We start from the raw sequence: 13,098 nt of genomic DNA, 5'->3' as shown, positions 1-13,098 counted from the left end.
GTGCGTGGTGGACCGGGGGTCTCACCAGTAGTCGGGCAGGTGGTATCGGTGGGTGTTGGTGGCGTGCCACTCGTGGTTGCCCGCCACCCAGTCGTCCAGGCTCCGCGCGTAGCGCTCCGCGAGCGGGGAGAGGGCGGCGAGGCGGGCGGACTCCTCCTCGAAGGCGTCCATGATCTGGTTGTGGATCCCGACCGCCTTCAGATAGGCGGCCTTCAGCCCGCGCTTGTCGTTCTTCGCGATGACCTGCGGGAGGTTCAGGTGGTCCGGATCGGTGGCCAGCTCCTTGGTGAAGGAGTACAGGTCGTTGACGAGGGTCGTCGCGTTGGAGGCGAGCGCGGTGATCCGCTGGATCTCGGGGCGGGCGTAGATCTGCTCGGGCAGCTCGTAGCCGTCCACCGCGTCGACGATCGACAGACAGGGCCGGAAGTTGTTGAACTGCCGCATCACCAGGTACTCCCAGACCTTCGGCACGTACCCGGTCTGCGCCCACGCCGCCTCGCCGAGGTAGCCGAGGTGCAGCCGCGCCATGTCGTGCACGAACCGGTCCGCCTGGCTCGGCGTCGCGAGCGCCGCGTAGTCCTTCATGGCCCAGAAGTACGAGCGCAGCGGACTGTCGGCCTGCATCCCGGCATGCCACTCCTCGGTGAGGTCCGCCGGGCCGTGGAACGGGTCGAGCGCGGACTGCGCGATCACGAGCCGCCCGCCGAGCCCGGCCGCGCTGCCGCCCCGCCCCTCGGCCTCCTCGCAGTAGCAGTCGTCGACGATGTTCTCCGCGAGCAGCAGCTTCCCGGCCGCCACCAGCCGCTCGACGTCCAGCGCGCGCGGGTGCTGGAGGACGACGGCCCGGCCGAACTGGAAGCCCGCGAAGTCGCCGTGCCACTCCGGCGGGAACAGCTCCAGCTCGTTCGCCCACTCCTCCAGCCTGCGGTCCACCTCGGCTGTCCTCACCGGGTCGGCGGGCTCCACCTGGCGGTACTTCAGCCCCGGTACGGCCCCGGTGCGGCGCGCGTTCAGCGGCCGGAAGGGGGCGGGCGGTCCGGGCAGCGTGAACGAGGTCATTCCGGCGTCCGTCCGATCTGTACGTTCTCCAGGATCCCCACCGCGTCCGGCACCAGCACGGCCATCGAGTAGTACGCGGTGACGAGGTAGCGGATGATCGCGTTCTGGTCGATCCCCATGAACCGCACGTTCAGCCCCGGCTGGTACTCCTCGGGGATGCCCGTCTGGTAGAGGCCGACGACGCCCTGGTCCTCCTCGCCGGTGCGCAGCGCGATGATGCTGGTCGTCAGGTCGGGGCCGACCGGGATCTTGCCGCACGGGAAGATCGGCACGCCCCGCCACGCGGGCACGTGATGCCCGTTCACCTCGGCCGACGCCGGCATCAGACCGCGCCGGTTGCACTGCCGGAAGAACGCCGCGATCGCCTTCGGATGCGCCAGGAACAGCTTGGTCTTGCGCCGCATCGACAGCAGCTCGTCCATGTCGTCCGGCGTCGGCGGGCCGGTGAACGTGGGGATGCGCTGGTCGTAGTCCGTGTTGTGCAGGAGTCCGAACTCCCGGTTGTTGACCAGCTCCCACTCCTGGCGCTCACGGATCTCCTCGACGGTGAGCCGCAGTTGCTGGTGGGTCTGGTCCATCGGCTCGTTGTAGAGGTCGGCGACCCGGGTGTGGACCTTCAGGATGGTCTGCGTCAGCGACAACTCGTACTCGCGCGGTGCCAGTTCGTAGTCGACGAACCCCGCGTCGATCGTCGGCTCGCCCACGTGGCCCGCTTGTACGGGCACCGCGGCCTCGCCCCGGCGGTTCATGGGCAGCCGCGCTCTCGCCGCGTACCCCTCCAGGTGCGCCGCGAGCGACGGCACCCGCGCGGTCAGCTCCTGGACGGCGTCCCGGGGCAGCGCCAGCACCACGCCCGCCGTGTCCGCCCGTACCGACGTCCCCCACAGCGGATCCCGCTGCCCGACGGCCTCGTCCCCGAGCTGGTCGCCGCCCGAGACGACGCCGACGACCTCCTCCTCGCCGTACGCCCCCGCCGTGAACCGCGTGAGCCGGCCGTGCGCCACCACGTACGTCTCGGTCACCGGCTGCCCGGCCTCGCACAGCACCTCGCCGGCCCGCACCTCACGCACCCGGAACCGCCCGGCCAGCTCCCGCAGCACCTCGGTGTCCGCGTAGCCGCGCAGCGCCGGGAGTTCGGTCAGCGTCTCGGGAATGATCCGGACGTCGTCCGCGCCGTTCTGCTCGAACCGCACCCGGCCCCGGCCCACCGACAGCTGGAGGCGCCGGTTGACGCGGTAGGTGCCGCCCCGCACATCGATCCACGGCAGGGAGCGGATCAGCCAGCGCGAGCTGATGCCCCGCATCTGCGGCTCGGACTTGGTGGTCGTGGCGAGCTGCCGGGCGGCGCGGGTGCCGAGACTGGTGAGCGGGGCGGTGGTGACACCGTCCGGTGTGGACACATTCACTCCCGTCGAGCTGGACGAAGCGGGCCCCGGCCGACGCCGGCCGGATGCGTACGAGCAGCCAACCCGGTCATGCGACGAACGCGCACCGGCGTGCGGGGGTGGCTGAATCGCATGCCGGTCGCACAGGCGGATCAACTGAGGCAGGAACCGTGATCCGCGACGCCCCCGCATCACTCTCCAGGGGAATATGTGGAACCTCCGCTTCTGTGTTAGAGGTCGTGTCGACAGCGGAAAGCCGACGGCCGAGGAGGCGCACCCCAGGGGCGCGGGGCTGTATGTGACATGCGGCTACCGCCGCGTGGGCGCGACCAGCCACGACGGTGCCGCGGGTGACCGACTGCCCAGCGCGCACGGCCTTCCCAGCGGAGCGTCGGCGCGTCGTCGGAGTTCGGCAGCTCCACGCAGGCGTACGCCGACGGGAAGGCGGTCGCCGCCGTCGTCCCGCCCATGCCGGGGCAGGAGGGTGCCTCGCAGTGGTGCCTGTACCTCGGCTCGGACGACGCCGCCGCGAGCGCCGCGAAGGTCCGCGCGAGCGGCGGCGACATCCTCATGGAGCCCATGGAGGTCGGTGACTTCGGCACCATGTGCCTGGCGCGCGACCCCGGTGGCGCCGTCTTCGGGATCTGGCAGGCCGGCACCCACGAGGGCTTCGAGGCCGTCGCCGTGCCCGGTGCCTACTGCTGGGCCGTATGCGCATGGGCGAGGAGTTCCCGCCCGAGGCCCCGCGTACGTCAACGTCTCCTTCACGGTGGACGACTGCGACGCCGCCCTGAAGCGGGCCTCGGTGATCGACGTGACGACGACGGAGGGGGAGCCGCCGGCCCTGACCGACGTGGCATGATCGAGTCCATGCGTGAACGAGTTGTGGCCGCCTGCGACGGCGCTTCCAAGGGCAACCCCGGACCGGCGGCGTGGGCGTGGGTGGTCTCCGACGACGGCGGGACGCCGGCCCGCTGGGAGGCCGGCCCGCTCGGGAAGGCGACCAACAACGTCGCCGAACTCACCGCGCTGGAACGGCTGCTGGCCGCCACCGACCCGACCGTGCCCCTTGAGGTGCGGATGGACTCGCAGTACGCGATGAAGGCCGTCACGACCTGGCTGCCCGGCTGGAAGCGCAACGGCTGGAAGACGTCCTCCGGCAAGCCCGTCGCCAACCAGGACCTCGTCGTCCGCATCGACGAACTCCTCGGCGGCCGCACCGTCGAGTTCCGCTACGTCGCCGCCCACCAGGTCGACGGCGACCCGCTGAACGACTTCGCCGACCGCGCCGCGAGCCAGGCCGCGGTCGTCCAGGAACCGGCGAGCAGCGCGCTCGGCTCGCCGGAGCCGCCGCCGTCGTCCATGACGCCGTCCTCCTCCTCCGGAGGTGGAGGCGGAGGCGCGCGGCGCGGGGGCAAGCCCGCCCGGAAGGCGGGCGGTTCCTCCTCGCGCACCATCAAGGCCAAGTTCCCCGGCCGCTGCCTGTGCGGGCGCTCCTACGCGGCGGGCGAGGACATCGCGAAGAACGCCCAGGGCTGGGGTCACCCGGAGTGCCGCGCGGAGGCTACCGGCTGACGGGGACACCAGCCGAACGTGCGCTGAGCGACGCTCACCGACTGCTACCCTGCGTCGTCTCTTGCCCACGTTCGGTCAATTTCAGAGGTGTGCGTGAAGGTCGCCTGCGTCGGTGGCGGGCCCGCCGGCCTGTATCTCTCGATCCTGCTCAAGCGACGGAACCCGTCGTCCGACATCACCGTCCACGAGCGCAACCCGGAGGGCTCCACCTACGGCTGGGGAGTCACCTACTGGCGTGAACTCCTCGACAAGCTCCACCACCACGACCCCGAGTCCGCCCGCGCGATCGACGCCGCCTCGGTCCGCTGGACCGAGGGCGTCGCCCACATCCGCGACACCGCCGCCCGCCGGCCCGGCGACGAAGGACACGGCATCGGCCGCCACCGCATGCTGGCGATCCTCGCGGACCGCGCCCGCGAACTCGGCGTCCACCTGGAGTTCGAGTCCACGATCACCCCGGACGACCTCCCCGAGGCCGACCTCGTCGTCGCCGCCGACGGAGTCCACAGCGCCCTGCGCACCCGGCACGCCGAGCGGTTCGGCGCCGAGCTGAAGGACGGCCGCAACGCCTACGTCTGGCTCGGCACCACCCAGGTCTTCCCCACCTTCACCTTCGCGTTCGTCGAGACCGGCCACGGCTGGGTCTGGTGCTACGGCTACCCCTACGACGACGGCCACAGCACCTGCGTCATCGAATGCGCCCCCGAGACCGTCACCGGCCTCGGCCTCGACGGGCCCGACGCCCTCCCGGCGCTGGAGAAGCTGTTCGCGCACATCCTCGACGGCCACCCCCTCACCGGCCGCGAACCCGGACCCTGGCCCACTTTCCGCACCCTCACCAACCGCACCTGGCACCACGGGAACGTCGTCCTCCTCGGCGACGCCGCCCACACCACCCACTACTCCATCGGCGCCGGCACCACCCTCGCCCTGGAGGACGCGATGGCCCTCGCCGACGCCCTCGACGCCCACCCCGGCGACCTCCCGCACGCCCTCGCCGCGTACGAGGGCGAGCGCAAGGCGGCGCTGCTGTCCACGCAGAGCGCCGCGCGCTACAGCGCCCAGTGGTACGAGAACCTGTCGCGGTACATCGACCTGCCGCCGGAGCAGATGTTCGCGCTGCTCGGCCAGCGGCACTCGCCGCTCCTGCCGTACGTGCCGCCCCAGCTGTACTACCGGCTCGACCAGGCGGCCGGGTCGCTGGAGGCGCTGCGGCGGTTCAAGCGGTGGCTGGGGCCGAGGGTGGCGCGGAGTGTGCACGCGCGGGTGCTGACCTCGCGGAAGTAGGGGCGGTCGCTGTGGTGAATGGCGATTCACTGTTACGGTGAATCGCTATTCACCTTTTTTCTTTTCGCTTCTCCCCGCGCTGGAGTGCCCATGGGGTCGCCCGTCCCGATACCCGCCACCAGGCCCGACGGCCTCCGCGGCCGGCTCACCGTCCCGGCCCTCGCCTTCGGCGGCATCCTCATGGCCGTCATGCAGACGGTCGTCGTGCCCCTCCTGCCCGACCTGCCCCGGCTGACGAACTCCTCCGCCTCCGCCGTCTCCTGGATGGTCACCGCCTCCCTCCTCTCCGGCGCCGTCCTCACCCCCGTCCTCGGCCGCGCCGGCGACATGTACGGCAAACGGCGCGTGCTGCTGCTGTCCTTCGCGATGCTCTCCGTCGGCTCGGTGATCTGCGCGCTCACCTCCGACATCGGCATCCTCATCGCCGCCCGCGCGCTCCAGGGTGCCGCCTCCGCCGTCGTCCCGCTCTCCATCAGCGTCCTGCGCGACGAACTCCCGCCGGAGAAACGGGGATCGGCGGTCGCGCTGATGAGTTCCACCGTCGGGATCGGCGCCGCGCTCGGGCTGCCGGCGGCGGCCGTCGTCGTCCAGTACTTCAACTGGCACGTGATGTTCTGGGTGACCGGCGCACTGGGGGCGCTCGGGCTCGGGCTGATCCGGTGGGCGGTGCCGGAGTCGTCGCTGCGCGAGCCCGGACGGTTCGACGTGACCGGCGCGCTCGGGCTCGCCGCCGGGCTCGTGTGCCTGCTGCTCGCGGTGTCGCAGGGCGGGCAGTGGGGGTGGGGGAGCGGGCGGATCGTGGGGCTGTTCGCCGCCGCCGGGGTGGTGCTCGCGCTGTGGTGGTGGCAGCAGGGGCGGACCGAACGGCCGCTGGTGGACCTGCGGCTGGTGACCAGCGCGCGGGTCGGGCTGCCCCATGTGGCCGCGCTGCTCACCGGGTTCGCGTTCTACGCCAACTCCCTCGTGACCGCGCAGCTGGTGCAGGCGCCGGAGGCGACCGGGTACGGGCTCGGGCTGTCCCTCGTCGAGACCGGGCTGTGCCTGCTGCCGGGCGGCGTCATCATGCTGCTGCTCTCGCCGGTGTCCGCCCGGATCTCGGCGGCGCGCGGGGCCCGGGTCACGCTGGCGCTGGGGGCGGTGGTCATCGCGCTGGGGTACGCCGTCCGGATCGCCGACAGCCACTCGCTGGTGATGATCATGGTGGGGGCGGCGGTGGTGGCGACGGGGACGACGTTCGCGTACTCGGCGCTGCCCTCGCTGATCCTGGGGGCCGTGCCCGCCGGGCAGACCGCCTCCGCGAACGGGGTCAACGTGCTGATGCGGACCATCGGGCAGGCGGTGTCCAGCGCGGCGGTCGCGGCGGTGCTGGTGCGCCACACGACGCCGGTGGGCGGGCTGCCGGTGCCCACGCTGCACGGGTACCTGGTGGCGTTCGGCGTCGCGGGGGCGGTGGCTCTCGCGGCGAGTGCGGTGGCGTTGACGATTCCCCGGGACGGGGCGACGGGGGAGGGGGCTCGGGGGATGCGGGCGGCGCGGGAGGGCCGGGCTGGGCGGAGGGTCCGGGCCGGGCGGGAAGGGCTGAAGGAGGGCGCATGAGCACGGCTTTCGCACGGCGGGACGCCGAGACCACCAAGGCGGCGATCCTCAAGGCCGCCCGGCATCTGCTCGCGCGCCAGGCGCGGGCCGACATCACGTTGAAGGCGGTCGCCGAGCGGGCCGGGGTCAGCGCGCCGCTGGTGCTGAAGTACTTCGGCAACAAGGACGCGCTGTTCGCCCGCGTGATGTCCTTCGAGGCCGACACCGAGGCGTTGCTGGACGCGCCGCTGGAGGAGCTGGGGCGGCACATGGTCCGGCGGGTGGTGCGGGGGCAGCGCGAGGAGGGGGCCGATCCCGTCCTGCGGATCGTCTTCGCGCCGGTCCAGGGCGAGCACGGCGACGAACTGCGGGCCAACTTCCGCGCCCAGGTGGTCGACCGTCTCACCGCACGGCTGTCCGGTCCGGACGCGGCCCTGCGCGCGGAACTCGCGCTCGCCACGCTGCTCGGACTCGGGGTGATGAACGGGATCGCCCGGGGCGAGGCGGTGCGGGCCACGCCGGTGGAGGAGATCGTCGGGCGCTACGGGCCGATGGTGCAGGCCCTTCTCACGCCCTAGCTCCGCTCGCACCCTCGGCTCCCCTCGCACCCGTGCCCTAGCCGAACAGCCGGTCGTGCAGCGGCGCTCTGAACACCCCGTGCGGATCCAGGCGCTCCAGCACCCCCGCCGCCTCCGCCCACGCCGCCCCGTACGACTCGGGTACGACCGTCCCCAGCACCTCGGGATCGGCCCATGCCGATGCGTCCGTGTACCCCCACCCCTTCGACCACTCCACCCGCGCGAGCGCGTCCGTCCCGTCGAACGACGCCAGCAGGAACTGCTCCAACTCCCGGTAGAACTTGTCGGAGTGGGGAGTCCCCGGCAGGGTGAGGATGTCGAGCCAGACTGCGACGTCCCACTCGGGGTGGTCCGGGACCGGGCTCAGCGCGGAGAGCGACGGCGGCCGGGCGCCGGGGTGTTCGGCGTCGGCGGGGGCGTCGAGACCGGTCACGCGGATCTCGACGGCACCGTTGATCGGGAACTCGCCCCGGGCGGCGTACGCGTCGAGCTGCCCGCGGTAGAACGCCGCGAACTCCGAGACGACGCGCTGCACCTGAGGGCGTGAGGTGAGGATCGCGTACCCGTTCGCGTGGACGCGCAGGGTCGTCGGCCTGACGTACAGCAGCGTGTTCTTCGACGGCCCCCAGAGGTCCGCGGACAGCGTCGCCGTGAGCCCCAGCACCGCCGCGTCGAGCTGCGCGTTGCCCAGCACGGGCGCCAGGTACCAGGCCGCGTCCGCGACGAGCCGCCCGGCGAGGTCGGCGACGAGGGTGGGGAGGGTGTCGGAGAAGGGGTAGTTGTACGGGGAGTTCACGCGCCGCGACAGCAGTGGCCTGACCGGCTCGACGCTCCACGTCTTGAGCCACGGGAACTCGGTGAACGCGAACCAGATCGCCTCGACCCGCCCGGTGGACTCCACGAAGCTCGCGAATGTCCGCCCGCTGTCCCCGAACAGTTCCTTCGCCGGGATGTCCGTCCGGCTCACACACCGCAGGTCGCTGTTCGCGCCCACCCTGAGCACGGCCTCGACGACCAGCGCGCGCCCGAGGTGCGTCAACAGCGCCGCGCAGTCGGCCTCTTCGCGCCGGAACGTCCGCAGCGCGTACGCCTCGCCGTCCCAGACGACCGCCGTCAGCTCCAGCACCCGGTTGCTCAGCGACCCGTACGTCTGCCCCGCGAGCCGGCTCTCGCCGGATGCCGGGACGGCCGTCCCGTGCCCGTCGATCGCGAGGACCCCGCCGAGCGTGAGGTCGCCGGGCGCCGGAGCGGCGGTCACGCCGAGGCCGTGGTCCTCCAGGAAGCCGAGCAGCGTCTCCATGGGGACGCCGGTGCCCGCGCGGACGGCGGTGGGGGAGTCGAGGGCGAGGCCGGTGAAGCGGGAGGTGTCCAGCAGCAGGATCCGCGCGTCCGCCGGGGTGTCCTCGGCCAGGGTCAGCGGGGCCCAGCCGTGCGAGGCGCCGCGCGGACGGACCGTCCAGCCGTGCGCGTGCGCCCAGTTGACGGCGTCCACCGCCTGCGCCGGGGTCGCGGGGACGCAGGCCCACAGGCCGACGGTGACGATCGTGCCGTCCCAGTTGCGGTAGGCGGTGCGGCGCACCTCCACGCCCGGCGGGAAGCCGGGCAGCTCCTCGGCGGCGGCAGCGGGGTCGGCGGCCAGCAGCACCAGCGCGGCGGCGGCACCGCCGAGGAAGCCACGGCGGCTGGGGAGGTTCACACGGCGATCGGTCACAAGATCACGGTACGCACGAACGTCCGCTTTTCGGCCGTCTGGCCGAACAGATCACCCGGACGAGTGACAGGCCCCCGCGAGGCGCCCCCGTTTCCGTCCCCACCGGCCCTGATGACAGACTGCCGCCATGGAGCAGCGCGCATTTACCCGGACCGGTCGGTCCGCATCCGTCATCGGCCTCGGCACCTGGCAGCTCGGCGCCGACTGGGGCGACGTCGACGAGAAGGACGCCCTCGCGGTCCTCGACGCGGCCGTCGAGTCCGGCGTCACCTTCTTCGACACCGCCGACGTCTACGGCGACGGCCTCAGCGAGCGGACCATCGCGACGTTCCTGCGCTCCCGCCCGGAGCTGGACATCTTCGTCGCCACCAAGATGGGCCGCCGCGTCGAGCAGCTTCCCGAGAACTACGTCCTGGACAACTTCCGCGCCTGGAACGACCGTTCACGGCGCAACCTGGGCGTCGACCGCCTCGACCTGGTCCAGCTGCACTGCCCGCCCACCCCGGTCTACGCCAGCGGCGAGGTCTTCGACGCCCTCGACACCCTGGTCGCCGAGGAGCGCATCGCGCACTACGGCGTGAGCGTCGAGACGTGCGCCGAGGCGCTGACCGCGATCGCCCGCCCCGGTGTCGCCAGCGTCCAGATCATCCTGAACCCGCTGCGTCTCAAGCCCCTCGCCGAGGTCCTGCCGGCCGCCGAGAAGGCCGGCGTCGCGATCATCGCGCGCGTGCCCCTCGCCTCCGGCCTGCTGTCCGGCAAGTACACGAAGGACACCGTCTTCCCGGACAACGACCACCGCACCTACAACCGGCACGGCGAAGCCTTCGACCAGGGCGAGACCTTCTCCGGCGTCGACTACGCGACCGGCGTCGAGGCCGCCGTCGAGTTCGCGGGCCTCGCCCCCGAGGGCGTCACCCCCGCCCAGCTCGCCCTGCGCTGGATCCTCCAGCAGCCCGGCGTCACCACCGTCATCCCCGGCGCCCGCACCCCCGGCCAGGCCCGCGCCAACGCGAGCGCCGCAGACCTGCCCGAGCTGGACGCCGCGACCCTGGCCTCGATCCGGGACCTGTACGACCGCCGGATCAAGGACCAGGTCGAGCACCGCTGGTAGCGGCTACTCGGCGCCGCGCGCCTTGCGGAGGGAGGCGATGCAGCTTCCGATCGCCTCCTGAAGCTCCTCCAACTGCTTGACCATGTCGTCCTCGTAGAAGTCCTGCGCGTCGTCGAACGTCAGCTCCTCGAAGACCTTCGTGGCCCGCTGGAGGCTGCTGTAGAACTTCGTGCGCCGCTCCTGGACCCGCAGCTCCGGGTCGGCCTCGACGGTCTCCACGACGAGGTTCTTCATCGTGTCGTACGCCTCGGTCGCCCACTCGCCGGCGTCCTCGCCGTCGTCCAGCTCGTCGATGAGGGACAGGTGGCGCTCGGCCTCCTCGCGCAGCGACACCGGCGCGTCGATCATCTGTCCGGCCGGGGTCTTCACCTGGCCGGACTCGGCGATCTGCCGGACGTACCCGATGCGGTCGGCGGACCGGCTCTCCGTCGCGACGGCCTTCTTCAGGTCGTCGGTGCGCACGACGTCCCGCGCCAGCTCGGCCTGGAGCGTCGGGTCCTCCTTGATGCGGTCCAGGAGGGCCGCGCGCGCCGCGCGCGCGGTGGAGGGGTCGGCGAGGATCGCGGCGCGCAGGGCGGTCGGGTTCTCCGCGACCTCCAGGGCCTTCGTCGGCCGGATCCCCTCCGCCTCGGCGGCCTCGGAGATCGCGGTGCCGCGCTCGGACGTGGCGCTGGAGCGGGAGACGTAGTAGCTCAGCCAGACGTCCGCGTCCGGCAGTTCGACGTCCTGCCCCGGCTCCAGCTCCTCGAAGTGCGGGACGAGACCGTCGTCGGCGGCCTTGTCCCACGCCTTGTAGTAGCGCATCACGCGCTCCGGGGAGCACTCGGCCAGCTCGGCGAACTCCTTCGCCGACACCTTGTCGTTCTCGCCCGCGGCCTGGCCGCCGGGCCGCACACTGCGCGCCACCTTCAGCCCGAAGGCCCAACCACCGGTCCGCGCGTACGCGCCGAACTCCCGCGCGTCACGCACCACGGCGTCGGCGAGCACGGCGAACTCCACCTCGGCGGGCATCTCGGACGGGTCGATCGCCAGGGTCACGGAAGACTCCTCAAGAGAACTGCTGGGCGTACGGAACATGCAGACCGGCAGCCTATATCGACCTGTTGATACGGCTTTGGCAAGACCCGCGCGGGCGCGCGGGGCTCGGCGGAAACGTCCCTTCAGGATGGTCGGAACGTTCGCTCAGCTGGGCCGGAACGTTCTGAAGAACGTCTTCAGCGCGTCCACGTTGGCGTCCTTCTCCCAGTCCGCCTCCGGCGTCGTCCAGCGCAGCGAGAACCCGGAGTGCCCGCCGGTCAAAAAGCCCCGCCCGAAGGTGCGCAGCGGCATGCCGTGCCCGTCCTTCACGACCCACTCCATGTCGGCGGCCGTGTATCCCTGGTACGTCGTCGCCCGGATCTCCCCGATCCGCCGGAACCCCTCCGCCCGCCGCAGCTCCGGCTCGACGGTGTCGCGCCACACGGCGACCGGGTCGGGCCCGAGCTGTGTGCTGTAGGTGACGGCGAGCGTGCGGCCGTCGCCCTTCGCGCCGAACGTGATCCGGTACGCCAGGTCGCCCTGTTTCGACGTCTCCTGCCGCTCCCACCCCTCGGGCAGCTCGATGGTGAACCCCTCCGGCGCGCGGTAGTCCTGGAACTCCTCGTCCGGCGGGGGCGGCGCGGACGGCGACGGGGACGGGGGCGCGGTGTCGGGGGAGGAGGCCGTGGGCGTGGGGGCGGGCGTCGCGGGGGCGCTCTGTCCGGCGTCGGCGGGCGGGGCCGCGGCGGTCGACGACGGCCGGGGCCGGGTGTCCGTGCCCGCGCCCTGCGTGCCGGGCAGTTGGTTCGTCGCCGCCAGCGCCGCGACGGCCACCGTGACGACCGCCAGCGCCGTCCCCGCGGCCATCGCGCGCCCGCGCCACCGCGGCGTCGTGTGCAGCACCGCGTACGCGCGCCGCAGCCGGGGCGCCGGGACCAGGTGAGGGTTCTCGTCCAGCGTCCGCGTCAGGGACTGCCGCAGCACCACCCGCGTCAGCCGCTCACGTGAGTCCTTGCGCAGCAGACCCTGGACGGTCCCGGCGAGCGGGCCCGCGCGCAGCGGGGCGCGCAGCGGCAGCCGGTCCACGCCCCGCAGGGTCGCGTCGGGCCGGTCGCGGTCCCGGAACGGGGGACGGCCCTCCAGCAGCGTGTAGAGGATCGCGCCCAGCGCCCACAGGTCCGCCGCCGGGCCGATCCGTTCGTCGCGCGCCTGCTCCGGCGAGGCGTACGACGGGGCCGCGATCCGGGGCGCGAGCGTCGCGCCGACAAGACCGAACCCGGTCAGGACGACAGGACCCCGGTCCCGGACGAAGATCTGTCCCGGGCTCAGCTCGCCGTGCGTGATGCCCTCGCCGTGGGCCGCCTCCAGGACGTCCAGCACCTCCAGGCCGATCGCGGCGGCCCGCGCCGGGTGGAACGACCCCTGCTGGTCGATGAGCTGGCCGAGCGGCAGGCCGTCGATCCACTCGGTGACCGTCCACAGCGAGCCGTCCTCCGCGACCGAGTCGAGCACCGCCGCGATCCGTCCCGGGCACAGCCGGGTCATCGTCGCCGCCATCCGCCGCACGCCCCGCGCGGCGGCGCGCGCGTCCTCCTCGGTGGTGCCCAGCGGCAGCCCGATCCGTGTGACCAGGCAGGGCCTGCCGTCCTCCGCGTCCTGGCCGTACCAGCTGACGCGGTTCGTCTCCCGCTGGACGACGTCGAGGAGGAGGTATCTGCCGGCGATCAACTCGTGCGTGGAGACGTGCGCCTTGACCATGGTCATCCCTCGCTGAACCCCCGGAGTTTCGCTCCCTTTCCC

The 13,098-nt window shown here is 72.6% G+C and carries 10 protein-coding genes; 5 read left to right on the top strand and 5 right to left on the bottom strand.

Going from position 1 to position 13,098, the window contains the following annotated elements:
- Nucleotides 1-21: 21 nt before the first annotated feature.
- Together IAG44_RS02635 and IAG44_RS02630 are read right to left on the bottom strand one after the other, a co-directional pair.
- Nucleotides 22-1,059, bottom strand: a complete 1,038-nt coding sequence (locus IAG44_RS02635; protein WP_187745515.1) for a family 2 encapsulin nanocompartment cargo protein terpene cyclase — start codon at nucleotides 1,057-1,059, stop codon at nucleotides 22-24.
- Nucleotides 1,056-2,459 (bottom strand): family 2B encapsulin nanocompartment shell protein, encoded by a 1,404-nt coding sequence (locus IAG44_RS02630; protein WP_187745514.1) that lies wholly within the window; start codon nucleotides 2,457-2,459, stop codon nucleotides 1,056-1,058. Before IAG44_RS02630 ends, IAG44_RS02635 begins: the two co-directional genes overlap by 4 nt.
- Before the next feature lie 843 nt (nucleotides 2,460-3,302).
- On the opposite strand from IAG44_RS02630, the gene IAG44_RS02625 reads away from it, so the two are divergent.
- The 4 genes from IAG44_RS02625 (at nucleotide 3,303) to IAG44_RS02610 (ending at nucleotide 7,459) form a co-directional block, all read left to right on the top strand.
- A complete protein-coding gene (locus tag IAG44_RS02625; RefSeq protein WP_187752464.1) occupies nucleotides 3,303-4,019 on the top strand; it encodes a ribonuclease H family protein in 717 nt (238 codons plus the stop codon).
- A gap of 87 nt (nucleotides 4,020-4,106) precedes the next feature.
- On the top strand, nucleotides 4,107-5,306 hold the full coding sequence (locus tag IAG44_RS02620) for an FAD-dependent monooxygenase (RefSeq protein WP_187745513.1): 1,200 nt from the start codon (nucleotides 4,107-4,109) through the stop codon (nucleotides 5,304-5,306).
- Between the two features lie 90 nt (nucleotides 5,307-5,396).
- Entirely contained in the window at nucleotides 5,397-6,902 is a 1,506-nt protein-coding gene (locus IAG44_RS02615) for an MFS transporter (RefSeq protein ID WP_187745512.1), read from the top strand.
- Entirely contained in the window at nucleotides 6,899-7,459 is a 561-nt protein-coding gene (locus tag IAG44_RS02610) for a TetR/AcrR family transcriptional regulator (protein ID WP_187745511.1), read from the top strand. The genes IAG44_RS02615 and IAG44_RS02610 overlap by 4 nt, the downstream gene beginning before the upstream one ends.
- A gap of 37 nt (nucleotides 7,460-7,496) precedes the next feature.
- Here IAG44_RS02610 and IAG44_RS02605 read toward each other — a convergent pair whose 3' ends face one another.
- A complete protein-coding gene (locus tag IAG44_RS02605) occupies nucleotides 7,497-9,170 on the bottom strand; it encodes a cholesterol oxidase substrate-binding domain-containing protein (protein WP_246561390.1) in 1,674 nt (557 codons plus the stop codon).
- Nucleotides 9,171-9,297: 127 nt separating this feature from the next.
- On the opposite strand from IAG44_RS02605, the gene IAG44_RS02600 reads away from it, so the two are divergent.
- Nucleotides 9,298-10,281 (top strand): aldo/keto reductase, encoded by a 984-nt coding sequence (locus tag IAG44_RS02600; protein ID WP_187745510.1) that lies wholly within the window; start codon nucleotides 9,298-9,300, stop codon nucleotides 10,279-10,281.
- Nucleotides 10,282-10,284: 3 nt separating this feature from the next.
- Here the strand turns inward: IAG44_RS02600 and IAG44_RS02595 are convergent, their stop codons facing one another.
- A complete protein-coding gene (locus tag IAG44_RS02595; RefSeq protein ID WP_187745509.1) occupies nucleotides 10,285-11,319 on the bottom strand; it encodes a hypothetical protein in 1,035 nt (344 codons plus the stop codon).
- A gap of 144 nt (nucleotides 11,320-11,463) precedes the next feature.
- Nucleotides 11,464-13,062: a serine/threonine protein kinase gene (locus IAG44_RS02590; RefSeq protein ID WP_187745508.1), complete on the bottom strand. Its 1,599-nt coding sequence runs from the start codon at nucleotides 13,060-13,062 to the stop codon at nucleotides 11,464-11,466.
- Between the last annotated feature and the right edge of the window lie 36 nt (nucleotides 13,063-13,098).

The sequence above is a fragment of the Streptomyces roseirectus genome (assembly GCF_014489635.1).
In the GTDB taxonomy this organism is placed as follows: domain Bacteria; phylum Actinomycetota; class Actinomycetes; order Streptomycetales; family Streptomycetaceae; genus Streptomyces; species Streptomyces roseirectus.
The sequence above is the reverse complement of the archived record's forward strand: the minus strand, read 5'-3'. Positions and strand labels throughout refer to the sequence as shown.